Annotated in this window: 21 protein-coding genes and 1 pseudogene; 10 read left to right on the plus strand and 12 right to left on the minus strand. The window is 70.2% G+C overall.

Annotated elements, in window-relative coordinates:
* The first annotated feature begins 19 nt into the window (after window positions 1–19).
* Window positions 20–1,495 (plus strand): ferrous iron transporter B, encoded by a 1,476-nt coding sequence (locus OV079_RS32820; protein ID WP_267773149.1) that lies wholly within the window; start codon window positions 20–22, stop codon window positions 1,493–1,495.
* Window positions 1,496–1,509: 14 nt separating this feature from the next.
* Window positions 1,510–1,677, plus strand: coding sequence for a hypothetical protein (locus OV079_RS32825; RefSeq protein WP_267773151.1), 168 nt, complete (start codon window positions 1,510–1,512; stop codon window positions 1,675–1,677).
* Here the strand turns inward: OV079_RS32825 and mscL are convergent.
* Window positions 1,668–2,168 carry a large-conductance mechanosensitive channel protein MscL gene (gene mscL / locus OV079_RS32830; RefSeq protein ID WP_267773152.1) on the minus strand — a complete coding sequence of 167 codons (501 nt, stop codon included), beginning with the start codon at window positions 2,166–2,168 and terminating at the stop codon, window positions 1,668–1,670. The genes OV079_RS32825 and mscL overlap by 10 nt on opposite strands.
* Window positions 2,169–2,270: 102 nt before the next feature.
* A complete protein-coding gene (locus tag OV079_RS32835) occupies window positions 2,271–2,690 on the minus strand; it encodes an ExbD/TolR family protein (RefSeq protein ID WP_267773154.1) in 420 nt (139 codons plus the stop codon).
* A gap of 91 nt (window positions 2,691–2,781) precedes the next feature.
* Between OV079_RS32835 and OV079_RS32840 the strand changes: the two genes are divergently transcribed.
* The 3 genes from OV079_RS32840 to OV079_RS32850 all read left to right on the plus strand — a co-directional run bounded on the left by OV079_RS32840 (window position 2,782) and on the right by OV079_RS32850 (window position 4,517).
* Window positions 2,782–3,261 carry a hypothetical protein gene (locus OV079_RS32840; RefSeq protein WP_267773155.1) on the plus strand — a complete coding sequence of 160 codons (480 nt, stop codon included), beginning with the start codon at window positions 2,782–2,784 and terminating at the stop codon, window positions 3,259–3,261.
* Window positions 3,258–3,971, plus strand: coding sequence for a hypothetical protein (locus OV079_RS32845; RefSeq protein ID WP_267773156.1), 714 nt, complete (start codon window positions 3,258–3,260; stop codon window positions 3,969–3,971). Before OV079_RS32840 ends, OV079_RS32845 begins: the two co-directional genes overlap by 4 nt.
* A 387-nt stretch (window positions 3,972–4,358) precedes the next feature.
* Entirely contained in the window at window positions 4,359–4,517 is a 159-nt protein-coding gene (locus OV079_RS32850; RefSeq protein WP_267773157.1) for a hypothetical protein, read from the plus strand.
* 158 nt (window positions 4,518–4,675) lie between these two features.
* Here the strand turns inward: OV079_RS32850 and OV079_RS32855 are convergent, their stop codons facing one another.
* The gene (locus tag OV079_RS32855) at window positions 4,676–5,185 is read right to left on the minus strand and encodes a universal stress protein (RefSeq protein ID WP_267773158.1); all 510 of its coding nucleotides are present in this window, start codon (window positions 5,183–5,185) and stop codon (window positions 4,676–4,678) included.
* Window positions 5,186–5,262: 77 nt separating this feature from the next.
* Here OV079_RS32855 and OV079_RS32860 point away from each other — a divergent pair, with 77 nt between their 5' ends.
* The 4 genes from OV079_RS32860 (at window position 5,263) to OV079_RS32875 (ending at window position 8,844) form a co-directional block, all read left to right on the plus strand.
* Complete coding sequence (locus tag OV079_RS32860; RefSeq protein WP_267773159.1) at window positions 5,263–6,567, plus strand: cytochrome P450; 1,305 nt, start codon at window positions 5,263–5,265, stop codon at window positions 6,565–6,567.
* Between the two features lie 153 nt (window positions 6,568–6,720).
* Window positions 6,721–7,353, plus strand: coding sequence for a hypothetical protein (locus OV079_RS32865; RefSeq protein WP_267773160.1), 633 nt, complete (start codon window positions 6,721–6,723; stop codon window positions 7,351–7,353).
* 5 nt (window positions 7,354–7,358) lie between these two features.
* On the plus strand, window positions 7,359–7,838 hold the full coding sequence (locus OV079_RS32870) for a hypothetical protein (RefSeq protein ID WP_267773161.1): 480 nt from the start codon (window positions 7,359–7,361) through the stop codon (window positions 7,836–7,838).
* A gap of 139 nt (window positions 7,839–7,977) precedes the next feature.
* Window positions 7,978–8,844: a hypothetical protein gene (locus tag OV079_RS32875; protein ID WP_267773162.1), complete on the plus strand. Its 867-nt coding sequence runs from the start codon at window positions 7,978–7,980 to the stop codon at window positions 8,842–8,844.
* Here the strand turns inward: OV079_RS32875 and OV079_RS32880 are convergent.
* The 4 genes from OV079_RS32880 to OV079_RS32895 all read right to left on the minus strand — a co-directional run bounded on the left by OV079_RS32880 (window position 8,841) and on the right by OV079_RS32895 (window position 11,324).
* Complete coding sequence (locus OV079_RS32880; RefSeq protein ID WP_267773163.1) at window positions 8,841–9,299, minus strand: DUF3501 family protein; 459 nt, start codon at window positions 9,297–9,299, stop codon at window positions 8,841–8,843. The genes OV079_RS32875 and OV079_RS32880 overlap by 4 nt on opposite strands.
* The gene (locus OV079_RS32885; RefSeq protein WP_267773164.1) at window positions 9,281–9,403 is read right to left on the minus strand and encodes a hypothetical protein; all 123 of its coding nucleotides are present in this window, start codon (window positions 9,401–9,403) and stop codon (window positions 9,281–9,283) included. Before OV079_RS32885 ends, OV079_RS32880 begins: the two co-directional genes overlap by 19 nt.
* Window positions 9,404–9,415: 12 nt before the next feature.
* The gene (locus tag OV079_RS32890; protein ID WP_267773165.1) at window positions 9,416–10,762 is read right to left on the minus strand and encodes a heterodisulfide reductase-related iron-sulfur binding cluster; all 1,347 of its coding nucleotides are present in this window, start codon (window positions 10,760–10,762) and stop codon (window positions 9,416–9,418) included.
* A 133-nt stretch (window positions 10,763–10,895) separates the two neighbouring features.
* Window positions 10,896–11,324 carry a rubrerythrin family protein gene (locus OV079_RS32895; protein ID WP_267711569.1) on the minus strand — a complete coding sequence of 143 codons (429 nt, stop codon included), beginning with the start codon at window positions 11,322–11,324 and terminating at the stop codon, window positions 10,896–10,898.
* Between the two features lie 137 nt (window positions 11,325–11,461).
* Between OV079_RS32895 and OV079_RS32900 the strand changes: the two genes are divergently transcribed.
* Window positions 11,462–12,634: a molybdopterin-dependent oxidoreductase gene (locus OV079_RS32900; protein WP_267773166.1), complete on the plus strand. Its 1,173-nt coding sequence runs from the start codon at window positions 11,462–11,464 to the stop codon at window positions 12,632–12,634.
* Between the two features lie 51 nt (window positions 12,635–12,685).
* On the opposite strand, the gene OV079_RS32905 is transcribed toward OV079_RS32900, so the two are convergent.
* The 5 genes and pseudogenes from OV079_RS32905 to OV079_RS32920 form a co-directional block, all read right to left on the minus strand.
* Window positions 12,686–13,162: a hypothetical protein gene (locus tag OV079_RS32905; RefSeq protein WP_267773168.1), complete on the minus strand. Its 477-nt coding sequence runs from the start codon at window positions 13,160–13,162 to the stop codon at window positions 12,686–12,688.
* A gap of 212 nt (window positions 13,163–13,374) precedes the next feature.
* Window positions 13,375–14,208 (minus strand): hypothetical protein, encoded by an 834-nt coding sequence (locus OV079_RS32910; RefSeq protein ID WP_267773169.1) that lies wholly within the window; start codon window positions 14,206–14,208, stop codon window positions 13,375–13,377.
* A gap of 166 nt (window positions 14,209–14,374) precedes the next feature.
* The gene (locus OV079_RS58980; RefSeq protein WP_420829557.1) at window positions 14,375–15,322 is read right to left on the minus strand and encodes an acyl-CoA dehydratase activase-related protein; all 948 of its coding nucleotides are present in this window, start codon (window positions 15,320–15,322) and stop codon (window positions 14,375–14,377) included.
* A gap of 100 nt (window positions 15,323–15,422) precedes the next feature.
* Window positions 15,423–18,155: pseudogene (locus OV079_RS32915) on the minus strand (BadF/BadG/BcrA/BcrD ATPase family protein); the annotation flags it as partial.
* 58 nt (window positions 18,156–18,213) lie between these two features.
* A complete protein-coding gene (locus tag OV079_RS32920; protein WP_267773171.1) occupies window positions 18,214–20,016 on the minus strand; it encodes a 2-hydroxyglutaryl-CoA dehydratase in 1,803 nt (600 codons plus the stop codon).
* Window positions 20,017–20,555: the final 539 nt, after the last annotated feature.

Genomic DNA, 20,555 nt, shown 5'->3' on the forward strand with positions numbered 1-20,555 from the left:
GCGCTAGGTTCCATCGAACATGTCCCTCAGGCCATCTCACCGCTGCGCGCGCCTGCTGGCCGGCGACGACGGCCTGCCCGCGCCGCCGGACATCGAGGCCGCGCGCTGGCGCTGGCTGGTGTCGGCGGCCGCGGCCGGCACGCTCGAGCTGGCCGGCCCGACCGCCGCGGAGCAGGCCGCGCTCGCCGCCCACTCCCCGGCGGCCCTGACCGCGGCCGCGCACGCGCGGGTGATCGCCCGCTACCGCGAGGTCGACGCCCTGCTGGCCGAGATCGGCTTCACCGCCGCCCAGCGCGAGCGGGCGCCGGCGATGACCCGCTCGGCCGCGATCGACCGCGTCCTGACCCACCGCGTGTGGGGCCTTTTGATCTTCGTCGGCGTCATGGCGACGATCTTCAGCTCGATCTTCACCTGGGCCGAGCCGATCATGGGCGCGATCGAGGCGCTCATCGGCTGGCTCTCGGAGCAGGTCGGCGCCGCCCTCGGCCCCGGCGTCTTCACCGACCTGCTGACCCAGGGCGTGATCGCCGGCGCCGGCAACGTGCTGGTGTTCGTGCCGCAGATCGCCCTGCTGTTCCTGCTGCTCGGCATCCTCGAGGACTCGGGCTACATGGCGCGGGCGGCGTTCCTCGTCGACCGCCTGATGGCCCGCGTCGGCCTGCACGGGCGCGCCTTCGTCCCGCTGCTCAGCGGCTACGCCTGCGCGATCCCGGCGATCCTCGGCACCCGCACGATCACCGACCCGCGCGACCGCCTGGCCACGATCCTCATGATCCCCTTCATGAGCTGCAGCGCGCGCCTGCCGATCTACGTCCTCTTCATCAGCGCGCTGTTCCCCGCCGACGACCGCGTCGGCCCGTTCACCGTCGGCAGCCTCATGCTGGTCGGCTTCTACGCGCTGTCGACCGTCTCGGCCCTGGCCGTCGGCGCGATCTGGAAGCGCACCGCCCTGCGCGGGCCGACCCCGCCGTTCGTGCTCGAGCTGCCGCCGTACCGCCTGCCGCGGCTGCGCAACACCCTGCTCCACGTCTACGACCGCACCGCCGACTTCGTCCGCCAGGCCGGCACCGTCATCCTCGCGGTCACCGTCGTGCTGTGGGTGCTGCTCAGCTTCCCGCGTCCGCCCGACGCCCCGGACAGCGGGCGCGACGTCGCCGAGGCGGTGCAGATCGATCCGGCCGCGCATGCCCCGAAGGACATGCCCTCCGAGACAGCCGCGGCTGGCCCCGAGGACAGCCAGCCCGACGACGACTCGCCGATCGTCCACTCGATCGGCGGCCGCATCGGCAAGGCCATGGAGCCGGTGCTGCGGCCGATGGGCCAGGACTTCCGCATGGGCATCGCCATCCTCGGCAGCTTCGCCGCGCGCGAGGTCATGATCAGCACGCTCGGCCTGGTCTACGGCATCGAGGCCGACGACGAGAACCAGACCCGCTGCGCGACAAGCTCCGCGAGGCCCGCGAGCCCGACGGCTCGCGCCGGCACACCCCGCTGAAGGGCCTGGCGGCGATGATCTTCTTCGTCTACGCCTGCCAGTGCATGTCGACGCTGGCGGTGGTGCGCCGCGAGACCCGCTCGTGGAAGTGGCCGCTGGTGATGTTCGCCAGCATGTCGGCGCTGGCCTACGCGCTGGCGGTCCTGGTCTACCAGGTCGGCCTCGCGCTCGGCTACACCTGAGCTGAACGCGAGGGCATGTCCGAACGGACATGCCCCTGAGGGCAGGTCTCAGACCGGCCCGAGCGGGTCTTGAGGAGGTCGCGGATCTCCATCAGCAGTTTCTCCTGCGACGACGGCTCCGCCGCGGCCTGCTCCTCCTTCTCGGTCATGCGCTCCTTGGCCTTGTGGATCGCCGACACCAGCAGGTAGACGGCGAACGCGACGATCAGGAACGTGATGACGAAGTTGAGGAACACGCCGTAGCGGACGGTCACGGCCCCCGCCTCGTTGGCCGCCACCAGCGAGAGGTAGGGCCCCGGGACCTTGCCGTCCTTCAGCACCAGGAACAGGTTGGAGAAGTCGACGCCGCCGAGGGCGAGGCCGATGGGCGGCATGATCACGTCGTCGACCAGCGACTTGACGATCGCGCCGAACGCTGCGCCGAGGATGATGCCGGAAGCCATGTCGATCAGGCTCCCGCGCATGGCGAACTTCTTGAAACCGCTGAGCATCGCGGCGCATTTTATTGTCCAGGACGGACAATTCGCCAGCGAACGGCGAGGGCGAAGTGCGATCCGCGACTCCGCCCGCCACCGAGCGCGAGCGGGGCCCCACTACAGCTTGTCGGAGGCGATGCCGACCGAGCCGACGCCGGCGTCGTGGGCCGCGGCCATCAGGCGGATGACCTCGCCGTACTTCACCCCGGGGGCGGCGTCGATCGCCAGCTTGCCGTCGTTCTGGACCTTCTGATTGGCCTTGAGCGCCGCGATCACGCTGTCGGTGTCACTCGCGATCACCTGCGTGCCGAGCTTGACGGCCCCGCCGGCGTCGATCGACAGCAGCAAGGTGGCGTTCGGATCGGCCGCGCCCTGCACCTTCGACTGGGTGGGGATGTCGAGCGGCATCTGCGTGTTGGTGGCCGGCGGCGCCGACACCATGAAGATGATCAGGAGGCACAGGAGGACGTCGACCAGCGGGGTCACGTTGATCTCGTTGAGGGCGTCGCCCTCGTCACCGCCGACGCTGACTGCCATGGTCCGGCCACGCTAGCGGGCCGCGGCCGCCGCGTAAAGTCCGGGGCCGATCGCCGGCGCCCGCGCCGGGGTTTCCGCGATATCCTGCCGCATGCTCCGCGCCGCCCTCGTCCTCGCCCTCGCGCTCGCCGGGACCGCCTGCAACGCGCCCGCGCCGGCGCCCGCCGCCAAGCCCGAGGCCGCCCCCGCCGCCCAGCCGGCCCCGCCCGCGAAGGCCGAGCCCGCGTCCGCGCCCGCGCCCGCCGCGAAGGCCCGCGACCCGCTGTGTGACGCCGCCGCCGCGCCGCTCGCGGCCCTGCGCGCGCACCAGGGCGACGCGCCGATCACCTACACGGACACGCCGCTGCAGGCGTGGGTGAAGGCCAGCGACGCGGCGACCGGCCGTCACGACGACGCCGCGATCGCCGCGGTGCTGGTCGACACCTCCCCCGCCGGCTTCGCCTTCCTGCGCGCGCGCATCGAGGGCTCGATCGCCCAGTGGATGCGCGACCGCCTGAAGCACGCCGCCGAGGCCAAGGAGGGCCGCGAGGCCGCCTGGGGGCCGCACGCTGCGCCTGGGAGGTCGCCTTGAAGCCGCTGGCGGCGGAGGTCGCTGGCGCCGAGCCCGGCCTCGCCGAGGAGATCGACGCCGCCTTCGCGGCCGGCGAGGCGGCGCTGGCGAGCGGCGACCCGACCGCGATCGACAAGGCCCTGCTGCCCGGGCACGAGATCGTCGAGAAGTCGTGGTTCCGCCTGGCGCACCGCCGGCTGACGAGCGCCCTCGCCGAGGCCAAGGAGAAGGCCGACCCGGTGCCGCTGGCGCGCGCGCGCGGCGTGTTCGAGGACCTGCGCGACCGCCTGAAGGACCGCAACACCCCCGGCATCGCCGTCGTCGACGTGGCCCTCGCGGCCGCCCCCGACAAGGTCGACGCCGACACGATCGAGCGCGAGATCGCCCTGGCCCTGGTCAAGCGCGCCCGCAAGTACTGCGACGAGGCCCTCACCCCCGCGGCCAAGGGCCCGCTCGGCAGCGCAGCGGCGATGGCCACCGCGGCCGAGGGCGTGGCCTACACGCGAGTTGTCCTTCCGGACATGTCCCAAAAGCTCAAAGACCAGGGCTTCGACGCGGCCGCGCACCTGCAGGCCTGGCAGGGCTACGGCGAGGCGATCGCGGAGGGCGACGCCGACGAGGCCAAGCGCCTGAGCGCCGAGCTCGTACAGTGGAACTGCGCCTATCAGCGCGCCCTGGCGATCCGCGAGTGCACCTCGTCGGCCGACGAGGTGTCGGCGAAGGCGCCATAGACGGCCGCAGGCGCATGTTACCCCTGACGCGGGCGCGAGGTAAAGTGCCTGCGGTCACCCGCGCAACGCGCAGCGGTGATGCGGCCCGCGCAGCGCCGACGAGGCCTGCGCCGCGCCAGGCTTTCGTTCGCGTCCCGCGACGTCGTCATGCGCCGGCCACGTGCCCCGCGCGGCCCTCTGCGACGCATCATGGACCTCCCGACGGTGCCGCATCGTCGTGCGACGTCGAGTGTGTCTGCAGCGACACCCATCGCGCCCGATCGGGCTCAAAAGAGCCGCTACGACCCGATTCTCGGCCATCATGGCCACATTGATGCCGCCTTGATTTGACGTTCCGGGGCCCTCGCCAATGGTTTCGGCATGCGCCACACAGGACTCGCCGCCCGCATGATTTTCGCCGAACGCTTCACGGCCGCCGTCATCGATCGGCCCTTTTACGCCGGCCTGAAGATGGTCGCCACGCGCCCGCGCGTGATCGAGCCGACCATCGTCGTGCCCGCCGAACCCGAGCCGGCCGTGTCCGCGCCGATGCCGCGCGCCGCCTAGCCAGTCGGACCTCGGTCCGGCGCGCTGGTCGGCGCGCCGCGCGTCGCACCGTCTTCCACCCCTCACGCCTCACCTCTCACGACTCGACCTACCTCAAAGGACATGGCCCTTGGAGCATGCGCTCAGGGTCATGTCCTTTCGCCGTCCCCGGCGCTCGCTCACTCGTGCAGCGCGGGGATCACGAGGACCGGGCAGATCGCCTCGCGGATGACGCGGTCGGCGGTGCTGCCGACGAAGAAGCGGGCCACCCGCGAGCGACCGCTCGCGGCCAGCACGATCAGGTCGGCGCCCTTCTTCTCCGACTCCTCGATGATCACGCTGACGGCCACGCCGGGCCGGGCCTCGATGACGACCTGGACCCCGCCGCAGTGGCGCTGCGCGATCACGTCGAGCGCGGCCTTGGACGTCTTCTGCGCCGCCTCGTGGACGTCCGTCAGCACCTGCGACGACAGGCCGACGCTGAGGTTGCCGGCGTACATCGTGCTGTAGTTGAGCGCCGGCGTGACGTGGAGGAGGACCACGGTGCCGAGGCTGGCGCGGGCGAGGTCGGCCGCGAGGACGACGCTGCGCACGGAGCTGGGCGAGAACTCGATGTACTGGCCGTCGACCTCGACCGCCTGGCCGGCGGCGATGTGCTCGTCGCTCGCCGGTGAGAAGTCGACCGGCACCAGGATCTTGGTGAAGGGGGCGCGCGCGGAGTCATGCCCGTATTGTAGTACACCCCGATCGGGTGGAAGGTGGACGCATGTCACGCCTCGTGCCCGGCCCGCGCATCGCCCCGCTCGCCGCCTATCGCTTCGCGGTCGACCCCTACGGCTTCTTCGCCGCGTGCCGGCGGCGCTACGGCGACCCGTTCGCGTTCGACCTCGGGGGCAAGCGGCTGGTCGTCACCGGTCAGCCCGAGCTCGCCAGGGTCATCTTCACGATGGACCCGGAGGCCACCCGCTCGTTCGGCACCGAGAACCTCGCCCCGGTGCTCGGCCGGCACTCGCTGATCGTCGTCAGCGGCGAGCGTCACCGCCGCGACCGCAAACTGCTGACCCCGCCGTTCCACGGCGCCCGCATGCGCTCGTACGGCGCGATCATCCGCGAGGCGACGCGCCGTCACGCCGCTGCCTGGCGGGTCGGCGAGCCGTTCGTCATGCAGGGCACGACCCAGGCGATCTCGCTCGAGGTGATCGTGCGCGCCGTGTTCGGGGTCACCGACCCCGACCGTATCGCCGAGGTGGGCGCGGCGCTGGTCGGGGTGATCGACGCCCTGCACCCGGTGCTCCTGTTCTCGCGTCACGCCCAGCGCGACCTCGGGCCGCTGACCCCGTGGCGCCGCTTCGCCGCCGCCCAGGCCCGCGCCTCGGCGCTCACGCGCTCGCAGATCGCCGCGCGCCGGGCAGGGCCCGCCGACGACATCCTCAGCCTCATGCTCGCGGTCCGCGACGAGGACGGGCGGGCGCTCGACGACGACGAGCTGGTCGACGAGCTGCACACGCTGCTGTTCGCCGGCCACGAGACCACCGCGATCGCGCTGGCGTGGGCCTTCTCGTGGCTGCTGCGCGCGCCGACGGTGTTCGCCCGGCTGCGCGCCGAGCTGGTCGCGCTCGGCCCGGACCCCGACTACGAGGCCGTCGCGGCCCTGCCCTACCTCGACGCGGTGTGCCACGAGGTCCTGCGCCTGTGGCCGATCCTGCCCATGGCGCCGCGCACCCTCGTGCGGCCGCTGCAGCTCGGCCCGTACGAGCTGCCGCCGGGCACCGGGATCGCGGTGGGCACCGCGCTGCTCCACCAGGACCCGACGCTCTACCCCGACCCACACGCGTTCCGGCCCGAGCGGTTCCTCGGCCGCAAGGTCTCGCCGTTCGAGTTTACGCCGTTCGGCGGCGGCCACCGGCGCTGCATCGGCGCCGCCTTCGCCCTCTACGAGATGAAGCAGGCCCTCGCGGTGCTGGTGCCCGAGTACGACCTGCGGCTGGTCGACACCACGCCGCCGCGGCCGGTCCGGCGCAACCTCTCGCTCGGCCCGGCCGGCGGCGTGCACGTCGTGCGGGCCTCCTGACCGGCGCCCCTACCCGCGCGCTCGGGGCCGGCGTATCCTGGGCGGCGATGGAAGACCGCCTCGTTCACGGCGCCCGGGCGAGCCGCTCGCGCGCCGCGGTCGATCTTCCACATGACTGTTCAAACATGTCCTTGAGCGCAGGAACTAAAGTATATGGAGCAGCGTAGCAAGATCCCCGGGCTCGCCCTGGTGGCCCTGAGCTTCACCCAGTGTACCGGCCGCGAGCAGGCGGCCGACCCGATCATCGGTGATTGGCGGGCGGTCCAGGTCGACGGCGAGAAGCACCCGCAGTCACACGCCTACGACGCGCAGCTGCTGGTCGGCGAGCAGCTCCGCATCGGCGACGACCTCGCCGGCGAGCTGGCCCTGTACCAGTCGGCGGAGCTCGACGGCCTCGACTACAACAGCGAGCGCGTGTCCGACCTGGTGGTCGACGCCTCGGAGGCGCCGAAGTACCGCATCGAGGTCGCGCACGACTTCTTCGAGGTCGGGCAGGAGCCCTACGAGCCGCCGTCCTACTACGACGTCGGGGGCTACGACGACACCGGCGACGTCGACACCGGCAGCGCCGACTCGGGCACCGACGACACCGGCGCGCCCGCGGAGGAGGGCGACGACCTCGCGGGCCTGCGGCCGCTGAAGCTGCCGAGCGTCCCGCAGCTGGCGCCCGGGGGCACCGCGTTCGTCTGCACCCTCGAGCGCGACACCTTGACCTGCGACCGCGAGGACGCGGACGAGCTCAAGCACTGGGTGTTCACCCGCATCCGCCCGGAAGACGAGGTCTGAGCGCCATGCAACACCGCACCCGCATCCCCGTGCTCGCCCTCATGGGCCTCCACTTCACCGGCTGCGCCGGCGACGACGACAAGCCGAACCCGATCGTCGGGGACTGGGGCGCCGTCCAGCTCGACGGCGACAAGCTGCCCTCCATGTACTCCGAGGGCCCCTACTCGTCCGTTTACGGCCTGCGGATGAACATCGAGGACGACCTCGTGGGCGCCTTCGAGTACTACAGCGTGCTCGACTACGACAGCTACGAGTACCGCCACTCGTACGGCTCCGAGCTCGTCGTCGACGACAGCGCGGCGCCGAAGTACCGCATCGAGGTGCAGAAGATTTCTTCGGCGGCGACATCGACTACTCCGACTCGGTCGGCACCGCGGTCACCTCCGACGGCTACGACGACGGCGGCTACCTCGGCGACGACTCGCCGGCGATCGATCTGGCCGCGCCGGGCCGGCCGATCGTCGCGCCGGCGGAGCTGGTCCTGACCTGCACTTTGGACCAGGACCTCCTGACCTGCAGCAGCGACGACGTGAAGTCGCTGGTCTTCAAGCGCCAGGTGCCGGTGGCGCCCGAAGAGGGCTGACGCTGGCCGGCGGCGGCGCGCGATGCTAACTCGCGCGCACGATGCCCAAGCTGCCCCACGAGGCGCTCGTCCAGCTGGTCCGTCACGCGCCGGCGCTGATCCCCGACCTGCTGTGGCCCGGCGAGCGCGCGCCCGGACCGGTGCGGATCACCGCCGCCGAGTTCGTCGACCTCAACTTCGCCGAGCACCGCGCCGACGTCGTGCTCGGCCTCGGCGGCGCGCAGGACCGGCCCGACGAGGCGCTGGTGGTCGAGGTCCAGGTCGAGCGCGACCCTCGCAAGCGCTGGACCTGGCCCGTCTACGTCGCCGGTCTGCGCGCGCGTCTCGGCTGCCCCGTCACCCTCGTGGTCGTGTCGCTCGACCGCGAGGTGGCCCGCTGGTGCGCCGAGCCGATCGACCTCGGCCGGCGCCGCACCACCGTCCACCCGTGGGTGCTCGGGCCCGAGGCGGTGCCGGCGATCACCGACCTCGAGCGGGCCCGCGAGCTGCCCGAGCTGGCGGTGCTTTCGGTCGCGGCCCACGCCGACGACCCCGGCGCCGAGCACATCGCCCTCGTCGCCCTCGAGGCCACCCGCGAGCTCGACGACCAGCGGGGGATCCTCTATCCTGACTTCGTCGTCGCCCTCCTGGGCCGCGTGGCCCGCACCGCGCTGGAGAAGCTCCTCATGGCCAACGGAAGCTGGGAACCGCTGAGTGACATGTTCCGCAAACCCTGGCTCGACGGCATCGCCAGCGGCAAGGCCAAGGGCAAGGCCGACATGCTGCTCAAGCTGCTGCAGCTCAAGGGCTTCGCCCCGAGCGACGAGCAGCGCGGGCGCGTCCTCGACTGCCGCGACGAGGCCCAGCTCGACGCCTGGGCCGCTCGCGTGCTGACGGCGACCCGCCTCGACGAGGTGTTCGCCGACTAGTCGCGCTCGCCGAGGTCGGCGTCCAGGGCCTCGCGCTGCGCCGCGGTCAGGGCCGTCTCGCCGACCACCTCGCCGGCGAAGTCGACCCCGCAGGCGGCCGGCGCGGCGCCCTGGACGGCGAACTTCAGGTACTGCACCGACGACAGCCGCCGCTCGCTGACCTGGCGCGGGTCCCAGATCGCGCGGATGCGCCGGCCGTCCGCGCCGACCAGGTACAGGTGCTGCGGCAGCGCCTGCCAGCGCGCCAGCTTGAGGTCGCGCTCCGCCGGGTCGTCGAAGCCGATCAGCACCGTCACCCCGATGTCGCCGCCGTGGCCGAGCAGCTCGTTGTAGGTCTCGATCTCGTGGAGGATGTCGCGCTCGCGGACGATCTGCTCGACGCGCATCATCTCCTGGATCTGGTAGCGGATGGTCTCGTGGTTCTCGAACAGGAAGGTCAGGCAGTCGGCGACCACCACCCGGCGCAGCCGCTTGGCCGCCAGCGCGGCGTCGCGAGCTGCGCCCGCTGCTCGTTGTAGGTCACGTAATCGACGATCTCGGCGCGCTGGACCGCTCGCATGGTCACTCTTCCTTAGGTCTCGTCGGTCTCGCCGGGGCCGAAGCTGTCGCCGCGGTAGGCGCGGGCCAGCAGCGACATCGGGTGCAGCGGGCGGGTCCCCGCGTGCTGTTCGAACTGGAGCGCGGCCAGCGGGCAGTCGGTCACCCACGTCGTGGCCTCCGCCCCGTGCATGCCCTCGAACGCCTTCTTGCCGATCCGCTGCGACGGCTCGAAGCCCTCGACGCGCATCGCGTAGGTGCCGTCGTGGCCGCAGCACTCGGTCACCGTCGTGACCTGCACGCCGGGCAGCCGCTTGATCAGGTCGCGGCCCTTGAAGCCGACCGCCTGGGCGCGCAGGTGGCAGGGCGCGTGATAGGCGACCTGGCCGTGCGGGCTGCTCGCGAACGTGCCGGCGAACCGCGGCTCGCGGCGGATCGACCACAGGAACTCGCTCGGGTCCATGACCGCGGCCGCCAGCTTCGCGGCCCGCTCACGATCTGTCCCTTCGAGCAGGCCGGGATAATCACGGCGCAGCATCATCGAGCAGGTCGGGTTGATCGCCAGCACCTTGGCCCCGCGCTCGACGAACGGCATGAGCACGTCGAGGTTCGTGCGGGCGTTCTTGCGCAGCGACGCCAGGTCGCCGTGCTCCCACGCCGGCATCCCGCAGCAGCGCAGGCCGGCGGCGCAGCGCAGGTCGACGCCGTTGCGCGCCATCACCTCGCAGGTGTCCTTGCCGATCTGCGGCTCGTTGTGCTCGACGTAGCAGGTCTGGAACAGCACCGCCTCGCCGCCGGGCTCCGCGGCGATCTTGCCCGACTGGTCGGCCCACTGCTCGAAGCCCTGCGGCGCGAACTCCGGCAGCAGCTTGTCGCGGTGGATCCCCAGCACCTTCTCCATGAACCACCGGTGCAGCTTCACCTTGTTCAAGCTGTTGACCGCCCCGAGGCTCGCGCGCGCCAGCTTGCCGGTCAGGTCCGGGTCACCGAGGAACTTGTCGCCGAGGCTCGTGCCCTCCTCGCGGGCGCGGATCGCCTGGTGGCGGTGGACCAGCTTGGGGAAGTCGAGCTGGAACTCGTGCTTGTCGCGCGGCGTGTACGGGCACTGGACCTCGCACAGCTTGCACTGGAAGCAGGCGTCCATCACCCGGTTCGTCTCCTCGGCGCCGAGCTTGGTGACATCGCCGTCGTGATGTCTGTCGAGCAGCTCGAACAGGGTCGGGAACGCGTCGCAGTACTTGAAGCACATGCGGCAGCCGTGGCAGATCTCGAACGCCCGCGTGACCTCCTTGGCCAGCGCGGACCTGTCCCAATAGACAGGCTCACTCGGATCGTAGGACAGCCCGTCGGTCGGCTTGTACGAGATCGGTCCCTGGCTCATGGCGCTCTGGGTGCGGGGGTCGGTGGGGCGGCCCGGGGCCGCGGCATTCAGCTGGCCTCGCAGACATGTCCGTACGAACATGTCTACAAGGCCCTGTCGTTCTGCGCGGCCGCGCGGGCGGCCCGCGCGCGGCTCAGAACTCGATGACGTCGAGGGCCTTCTGGAACCGGCCGGCGTGCGAGCGCTCGGCCCGCGCCAGGGTCTCGAACCAGTCGGCGATGTCCTCGAAGCCCTCTTCGCGGGCGGTGCGCGCCATGCCCGGGTACATGTCCGTGTACTCGTGGGTCTCGCCGGCGACCGCGGCCTTGAGGTTGTTGGAGGTGTCGCCGATCGGCAGGCCGGTGGCGGGATCGCCGACCTTGCGGAGGTAGTCGAGGTGGCCGTGCGCGTGGCCCGTCTCGCCCTCGGCGGTGTCGCGGAACAGGCCGGCGATGTCGGGGTGACCCTCGACGTCGGCCTGCTTGGCGAAGTACAGGTAGCGGCGATTGGCCTGCGACTCGCCGGCGAACGCGTCCTTGAGGTTCTGGTGGGTCTTCGTACCGTTCAGCTTCTGCGCGCTCATTCGAAGGTGCTCCTGCGGGGATCGGTGCGCACCCCTTTACCACGGCGGTCGTGTCCTTGGACACATGCCCGGTCGCTCGTCGCGCCGCCCGCTGCGTTGCTCGTGGGCGGGGGCCGGGCTAGCGTGACGGCGTTCCGATGACGGACGGCGACACTCTCGGCGTACACGACCTCCCCGAAGCCACCGCAGCGCTCGCGCCGGAGGGGCTTCGCTCGAGCTGCGGCCTGTCGACGGCATGCCGACCTGGTTCGGCCGCCGGCTCGCGCGCGCTGCTGCGACTGGTCAGCATGGAGGAGAACAAGCCTGCCCAGTTGTCCCAGCTCGTCACACCCACGGCCGGTTACTTTCGCCGCGACCGCCACGTCCACCCGGCCGTCGACCCCGAGACCTACCGCCTGCAGATCACCGGCGTCGCCACCCCGCGCGTGCTGACCCTGCCCGAGCTGCTCGCCCTGCCCCGCGAGACCCGCGTGTGCGTGCAGGAGTGCGCCGGCAACGGCAACCACCTCCAGGGCTCGGCCGGCCTGTGCGGCCAGGCCGTGTGGGAGGGCCCGAGCTTCGCCAGCCTGCTCGAGCTGTGCGGCGGGCCGGGGCCGGCCACCCACTTCGCCTGCCACGGCCTCGACGACCTCGGGCTGCTCAAGCGCGGCTACCACTACGGGCTGTCGCTCGACGAGCTCACGCGCGCGCGGGCGATCGTCGCCGTGACGATGAACGGCGAGCCGCTGACGCGCCGCCACGGCTTCCCGTCGCGCCTCATCGTGCCGCGCATCTACTCGATGTCGCACGTCAAGTGGCTCGGCCACATCGAGGGCAAGACGAGCCCACACATGGGCATCCACAACCGATTCGTGTTCACCAACAAGGAGCGGCGCGGCGGCAAGTGGGTGCGCGTGCAGGCGCGCTGGATCGGCCTCAAGTCGATCATCTCCGACTGCCGCGCGGCCCAGGGCGGCGGCTGGCTGCTGCTCGGCGCGGCGTGGGGCGGCGAGCGCCCGGTCGCCGCCGTCGAGGTCAGCACGGACGGCGGCCTGTCGTGGCAGCCCGCCCGCCTGCAGCCGATCCGCGAGCAGGTGGTCCGCGACGCCCGCCTCGCCTCCGGCGAGGTCGACGGCGCCTGGTCGGTGTTCCAGTTCCACTGGCAGCCGCCCGGCCCCGGCACCTACAAGATCGGCGCGCGCGCGATTGACGAGGACGGCAACGTCCAGGCCCTCGACAACGACCCCAACGTCCACGGCCATTTCAATCAGACCCGCGTCAAGTGGCGCATGGTCGCGGTGCCCGAGAACCGCCTGCCGGCTGGCAATTGAGGCATGTCTGAAAGGGCATGCCCTTGCGGACATGCCCTTTCGGACTGTGCATCACAAGCTGGTCGTGCCGATGAACAGGCCGAACTGCGGCATCGGGGCGTACTCGCGGTGGCCGATGTCCCAGCCGAGCCGGACCAGGCCGCCGAGGTGCCAGCGGCCCGACCCGAAGCGCACCGCGACGCGCGTCTCCGCCTCGACCACCGGGCTGAGCGGCCACACGAACGCTGCGCCGCCGCCGACTGCGACCAGTCCCCGGCGGTTGCGACCGAAGCTGCGCATGCCGGTGACGTGATGCCGGTGCGCCACGGGGATCGCCCCTTCGCCCCAGTAACGCTCCGCCCCGCCGAGCGACAGGCCGATCTGATAGCCCACGGCCCACGGACCGCGCGTGCGACCGCCGAGGAACACGGTCGCGGGGCTGAACGAGGGGATCGGGAAGATGCCGAGGTTCAACCCCATCCACCACGCATAGACGAACCGCCCGCGCTGCGTGGCCGCGGGGTCCGGCGTGGGCGCGGCGAGGACCACGGGCGTCGTCGCTGGCGCGCTCGGCTGTGAATCCGCGGGCTCGCTTGGCTGCCCGCTCGCGGGCGTCGACGCGGCTGCAGGCGCCGGTACGACCGCCGTCTCGCTCGCAGGCGCCGCCTCGGCCGACTCGTTCGCCGGTGCCGCGGGCGGCGTCGCCACGTCCACTGATTCGGCCGGCCCGACGAGCAACCACGCCGCCCAAACCACGGCGCTCACGATGACCTCCGGCGCCGCCCAGCCAGCCACAGCAACGGCCCCACGACCCACAGCGCGTGCCAAGGCCCCGGCTCACCGACGGCGCAGGTCACGAACACCGCCTGGTTGTAGCGGATCTCCGCGACCCGGACCGCCTCGCCGCGGGCGCCGTCGACCGCGACCGGCGTCAGCGTGATCGGGCCGTCGGTCTCGGGGAAACCTGCGGCGAAGGAGAGGGTCTTCTCGGTGACCGGAAGGACATGTCCTTCGGGATAGGCGATCTCGATGCGCCCGCCCTCGCGCAGGTAGGCGGCGTCGAGGTCCGCGAGCACGAGGGCGAGCCGGTCGCCGCTGCTGCACGGGAAGTCGGACTGGCGATCGAGCCCGATGGCGGTGACCTGCACTGGTTCGGGGGCCGCGGCCGAGCCTTCCCGGGTGGTGAAGCTCTGCTCGCTGTAGGCGCAGCCGTTCACGTAGGTGTGGTCGGGCCACAGCGGCTCGCGCGGGACGAGCTCGACGATCCGGCCGTGGTGGCCCTCTCGCGTGCACTCCGAGGCCTGCACGCGATCGACCTCCACCGTGTGCGTCTCGGAAGTGAAGCTGCACGGCAGGGGCTCGGAGTAGCAGCTGAAGAACTGCCACAAGCGCGCGTCGACCGGCACCGGCTCCGCGGGCGCGCTGACCGTCCAGTCGTCCTCGCTATCGCCGTCGCCGTCAGTCTCACCCGCGACTTCGGAGCTGCCGCCGCTCCACCACGGACCGCCGCCGCAGGACAGCGCGCCCGCGGGCGCTGAGGCGTACAGGACGCCCAGCGCCACCACCATCGACGTCAACCATAAGCCAATCCGCACGCATCCAGGGTGACATGCGGTCTCCGAGCAGTCAACGCGCCCCCCGGTGATGGGCACAAACCTGGCTCGAAGGACATGCCTGTCCTGTCTCGCCCGACGCGGCCTGGCGCGCAAAAAGCGACGACCTCCTGCGGGAGGTCGTCGCTTCGTTCACCTGTCCTTCAGGTCAGCCCTTCTTGTCGAGGTGCGCGCCGGTCGGCACCCCGCCGGCGGTCGGGCGCGGCAGCAGGCCGGCCGCCTGCAGCACCACGTCGGGCTTCTGCGCCTGCTCGGCGGCCAGGCGCTCCTGGGCCGACTCGATGCGGCGCAGCAGCTCGGCCTGGTACTCCTCGAGGCGCTCCTGCACGCGCTGCTTCTTGGCCAGCTGGCGGCGCATGTCCTCCTGATAGCGCTTGAGGAAGTAGCCGATGGTCTCGATGCGGATCTTGATCGACCCGGTCGGCTTGTTCTCGTCGATGTCCTTGAACGAGAAGTACGGCGTGCCGGAGTTCTCGATGATCTCCTCGATGACCGTGTAGATCGGCGCGTCGTGGCCGCACTTGAAGCTCGACAGCTCGAGCGCGACCAGGTTCGGGTGACGCGCCGTGAACTTGGCGGCCCACACCTTCTGGTTGGTGTTCTCGCTGTAGCTGTTCTTCCACACGTCGGTGATGTCGAACGGGTCCTTGATGAAGCCCGCGTCGATGTCCGGCTGGAACAGCGGCTGGACGATGTCCTCGTCGAGCGGCAGCGACTGCACGGTGAAGATCGGGTAGCCGAGCTTCTGCAGCTCGTCCGGGATCTCGTGGTTCATGCCGGGGTCGTTGTGGTACGGGCGGGCCAGCAGGACCACGCCGATCCGCTGCTCCTGCTCGAGCCACTTCAGCACCTTGCGGCCGTCGGCGCGGTGGCCGACGAAGAAGCCGTCCTGGGCCTTGAACGCCTCCTCGACCGCGCGGGCGTTCTCCTCCTCGGACAGCCCGAGCACGTCCTTGAAGTACTCGAACATCTGCTTCTTGCACAGCTTGCGCTCGGCCATCTGCACGAACGGCACGACCAGCTTGATGCCCTTCTGGGCGAACACGTCGGCCTCCTTGATGAAGGCGGCCTTGGTCGTGTCGGCCGAGCCGACCACCGTCGGGCACGCGCGAGCCGACCGTGCCCGACAGCCAGGTCTCCATCGAGTCGACCTGCGGGAACACGATCACGTCGAGCGGGCGCTTCTTGTGCTTGGTCTCGACCAGGTTGTGCATGTGGGCGATGCACACCTTCGACGGGAAGCACGGGTCGATCGCGCCGCGCTTGGCGCCCTCCTTGTAGAGCTCCTCGGAGGTGAAGTCGGAGTAGACGATGTTCTTCGCCGGGACCCCGAGCGCCTCGAAGTAGGCGCTGAAGAACGGGTTCTGCGAGTACTGGTTCAGCACCCGCGGGATGCCGATCCGCAGCGTCGCCCGCTTCTTCATCAGCGCGATCCGCTGCTGCTGCGCGGCCAGCGTCTCGCGCGTGACCGCGGCCAGCGGCGCGGCCTTGCCGACCTTCTCCGCCACCTTCTCGAGCGTGCCCGCGGCCTTGCCGAGCAGCTCGGCGACCTTCGGGCTGCGGTTCAGCTTGCGCAGCAGGCCGTCGACCTTGTCCTGGTGCTCCGCCAGCTGCGGCGGCAGGTCGAGGTGCTCGCTCAGGCCGAGGCCGACGTCGTCGATGCTGTCGGCCACGTTCGGCGGGTTCTGGGCGTCCCAGATGTCCTTCGCGGCCTTGGCGGCGAGGTTCGGGTAGTTCTTCTTGAGCTGGTCGAGGCCGCCCTTGATCTTCTTCATCGAGTCGAGGTCCTCGACCTCGCCCTTCTCGCAGGTGGCGATGATGAGGCGCTTGGTGCCGACGGCCTCGTCGGGCTTGTCCTCGCGCTTGCGGATCTTCAGCAGCTGGCCCAGCGCCATGCGCTTCTCGGCCTCCTGCTGCTTCATCTCGAGGTCGACGTCGATGAAGGTGCGCAGGCACTTGTTCTTGCAGAAGTAGCAGCGGGTGCTCTCGTCGCGCCGCTGCGAGAAGTCGATGCTGGCGACCTTGTCGATGCCGATCCACTCGGTCTTGTGCTCGAGCTGCTGGACCATGCGCCGCACCTCGAGCGCCGCGCCGATCGCCCCCGACTCGCCGCAGTGCTGGTGGACGATGACCTGCGCCTCGGTGCCCTTCGACTTGAAGCGCTCCTGGATGAAGTCGACCTGGGCCTTGACGGCGGCGAGGTTGTGCTGGGTGCCGCCCTGGAGGATGAACTTGCTGCCGAGCTTGGCGAGGTTGGGGATCTGGCTGACGTACAGCCAGATGTTCTTGGGCAGCACGGCGGCCAGGCCGGCCATGATCTCCTCGGGCGCCCAGCCCTGGCGCTGGAAGTCGACGATGTCGGACTGCATGAACACCGCGCAGCCGTAGCCGAAGGTCGGCATCGCCTGGGCGCCGAAGGCCCGCTGGGCGTACTGCTTGACGTCGATGCCGAAGCCCTCCGCCGTGCTCTGCAGGAAGTAGCCGTTGCCCGCAGAGCACTGGGTGTTGAGCTTGAAGTCCTTCACCTTCCCGTTCTTCAGGATGATGATCTTGATGTCCTGCCCGCCGACGTCGCACACGACGTCGACGTTGTCGTAGAAGTGCAGCGCGCTCTCGCAGTGCGCCACGGTCTCGACGATCGCCGCGTCGGCGCGCAGGGTGTCGCGCAGGATGTCCTTGGCGTAGCCGGTGGTGCCGACGCCGAGCACGGTCAGCGTGCAGCCGGCGCCCTCGACCTGCTGGCGCAGGTCGGCCAGCAGCTCCTTGGTGTCGACGATCGGGTTGCCCTTCGAGAGCTGGTAGACCTTGCGGATCACCTCGCCCTGCTCGTTGAGCATCACGGCCTTCGAGGAGGTCGAGCCGCCGTCGATGCCGATGAACACCCGCACGTCCTCGCCCGGGGTGAACTCCTTCGGGACGAACTTCGGCGGCTTGTACTTGGTCATGAACTCGTCGAGGTCGGCCTCGTCCTTCGACAAGCCCGCCGCGCCGGCCTTCTTCTTCTCGAGCAGGCGGCCCTCGGTGAGGTACCAGTGCAGCTTCTCGGTGCCCTGATAGACGCCGACGCGCTCGTCCTCGTCCTTGCCGAACTCGACCGCGCCCATCGCCGCGTAGTACTGGGCGTTCTGCGGCACGATGATGAGGTCGGCCGGGTCGACGCCCTCCGGCAGCGGCACGTTGCGCTCGTGCCAGATCGGCGGGATGTTGGCCTTCCACGCCTCGACCATGCCCTTGATGTACGTGTTCGGGCCGCCGAGCAGCAGCACGTGCGGCATCAGGGTGTGGCCGCGCGTCAGCACCGACAGGTTCTGCTGCACGATCGCCTCGAACAGCGACGCCATCAGCTCGTCCGCCGGCACGCCGAGCTTCTGCAGGCCGTTCACGTCGGTCTCGGCGAACACGCCGCACTTGCCGGCCACGGGGTGCAGCTTGTGGCCGACGTAGCCCTGCTGGCACAGCAGGTCGGCCGGGATCTTCAGCTTCGCGTTGATCTTGTCGATCACCGCCCCGGTCCCGCCGGCGCACTTGTCGTTCATCGACGGGATCTTCTTCTTGCGGCCCGTCTCCGGGTCGGGCTTGAAGATGATGATCTTGGCGTCCTGACCGCCGAGCTCGATGACCGAGTTGACCTCGGGGTGCAGCTTCTCGACCGCGAGCGAGACGGCGTTGACCTCCTGCACGAACTTGGCGCCGACCCACCGGCCGACGGTCGCGCCGCCCGAGCCGGTGATGAACATGCGCGCGTTGCCGCGGAGGTCGCCGACGGCCTCCTCGATCTCCTTGAACATCTTCAGCGCGCGGTCGGCCTGCTTGCTCTCGTGGCGCTGGTAGTCCTTCCACACGATCGTGTCCGTGGCCGCCTCGACGACGACTGCCTTGACCGTGGTCGACCCGAGATCGACGCCGACGATGTACTTGAGCTGGGACATGTTCTGAAGTTCCTGTTCCTGAAGACCTGGCGAGAAGGACCTGGCGCGAGAGGCAGCCTCACTCGGCGGCGACGCGATCCTGCTTGGGCTTGACGCCGTCGGCCTGCATGCGCTCGGCGACGTGCAGGGCGAAGTTGGCGCCGGTGCCGACCACGCGCGGGTTCTGGCGCGGGAACTGGTACATCGGCCGCTTCATCTCGGGGTGGGCGTCGACGTAGGCCTTGAGCTCCTCGAGGCTGTACGGGATGCCCGACAGGACCTCGGCGAACTCGCGCTTGGCCTTGGCCTTGGCCTCGCCGAGCGCCATCTGGACGCGGCTGTGGGCGTTGATCTCGCCCTCGCCGGAGGTCTCGATGGGCAGGAAGATCATCTCCTTGTAGCGGTTGACGACCGCCGACTGGGCGCCGTCGGACTGGGTGCTGGGCATGCAGCCGAACGGCTTGAGGCTCAGCACCATGTGGGCGAGGCCCTTGTGCGAGTAGTAGATGTTCTTCGACACCTCGAGGTGGCCTTCGCCGCCCTCGGAGCGGGTGTGGTAGAAGCCGTGGCCCAGCCGCTCCATCTCGTCCATGTCGACGATCTCGTGGGCGATGTGGCCGAGCGCCTCGACCATGCGGCTGTACTCGCGGCGGAAGATGGTGTCGGCGACCTTGGCGATCGCGCGCTTCTTCATGTAGCCGACCTCGAGCTGGGCCCGCTTGCCGAGCTCGTACCACTTGACCTCGTCGGCCTTCTCGACGAGGCCGTGGCGGTCGCGCGCCTTGATCTTGGTCTGCCACAGCATGTAGGCCAGCCAGGTGGCGATCGGCTCGGTGATGACCTCGGCGCCCTCGCTGTGGAGGAAGCGGAACATGTTGAAGTTGCCGTCGCCCTCGGTGGTCTGGGCCCAGAACTCGCCGGTGACCTTGACGATCGGCTTCGGCTGCAGGCGGTCGACCTCGACCTCGTCGAACTTGCGCGCGACGTGCCGCAGCGGCTCGATGTAGTCCTCGCTGGTCAGCAGGTCGAGGAACTTGACCGCCTGCTCGGCGATGTCGAACGCCTTGCTGTTCTTGCCCTTGAGCAGGTCGCCGACGGTGGTGCCCGCGAGCTCGGCCGGCTGCTTGCGCTTCATGACCCGGTACATGAACTCGAGCGACTCGCTCGCGGCCTTGTCGGTGGCGCCCGGGGTGGTCTCGTAGGCGCGGATGCAGTTGGCGACCTCGCTCAGGATGTCGCCGCAGTTGAACGCCGAGACCATGCCGGCGAAGAAGTCGAGGTTCATCTTCAGGCCGGCCTCGAGGTCGCCCTGCTTGAGCCCGCCCTTCTGCTGGAACAGCATGACGCGGAAGCCGTCGAACCCGGCGTTGCGCAGCGCCAGCCGGTACTCGGCCTCGTACATGCCGAAGCGGCACGGACCGCACGCGCCCGCGGTCAAGAACACGTGCGAGTCGATGATCTCCTGCACGCTCATGCCCTGCTTGTCGCGCAGGTGCTGCAGGTACTGCACGAGGTTGCCGACCGTGAAGTAGGTCGGGTTGCACTGGCCGTTGTTGCCGTACTCCTTGCCGAGCTGGAACGCGTCCACGTTCGGCGTCGGCACGACGGCGGTCTTGTAGCCCAGCGACTCGAACACGCCCTTCAGCAGGTGCTCGTGGCGGAAGGTCAGACCGCCGAACAAGAGCGTGGTGTGCGGCCGCTGCGGCGCCGTGAACGTGTGCTCGAACGGCTTCTTGAAGTGCATGTTGACGCCGCCGAAGCTCACGCCCTCCTCCTGGGCGAACTTCTGCTGCGCTTCGTCGAGGAGCGACTTCACCTGCGGCTGCGAGAGGATCTTGAGCGAGGTGCGTTGCGAGGTCGGGGTCGTCGTCGTGGTCGCCATCTGGGTCCTGCCGGGCGGTAAAAGTTGGCTGACAGTGTCGTCAGTGACACAGGTGTCAGTCAACCGGGAAGAATCCTGCACACTTCCCAAATCCCCGCAAGAAAGCACGCCACGGGGCGAATTGACCCACGGGCCCGTCCCGAGCCGGGGTTTAATAACCCTGACCACGGGGTGAGAATTGGGCGCTTTCGCGCGCGGAAAGGCGCGGTTCAGAACGGCATTCTGCGGGCGCCGGGAGGGAATCGGCGTCGCGAGTCGGTGCGGCCGAGCGGCGGGCGATCGCCATGAAGAGGATCGCCGTCCCGCGGCCGCCCAGCTCGCGGCGCGAAGAGGAAGAGGTGATGGGCCGATCTCGGTGACGGGCGCGTCACGATGCGACGACGGCTTGGGATGCCGAGCGAGGCGAGCCGATCGCCGAGCGGCGCAGCGAGTGAGCTCTTGCGAGGCAGCGGCTCGCTCGTGGTGACGGCGCCTCGCCGCGGGTGCGAGTCCTCCGTGGTGTGCCGAGCGCGCGTGTGCCTGCTTGCGATGGGCGGCGC

It is taken from the genome of Nannocystis pusilla (assembly GCF_026626665.1).
Taxonomy (GTDB): domain Bacteria; phylum Myxococcota_A; class Polyangia; order Nannocystales; family Nannocystaceae; genus Nannocystis; species Nannocystis pusilla.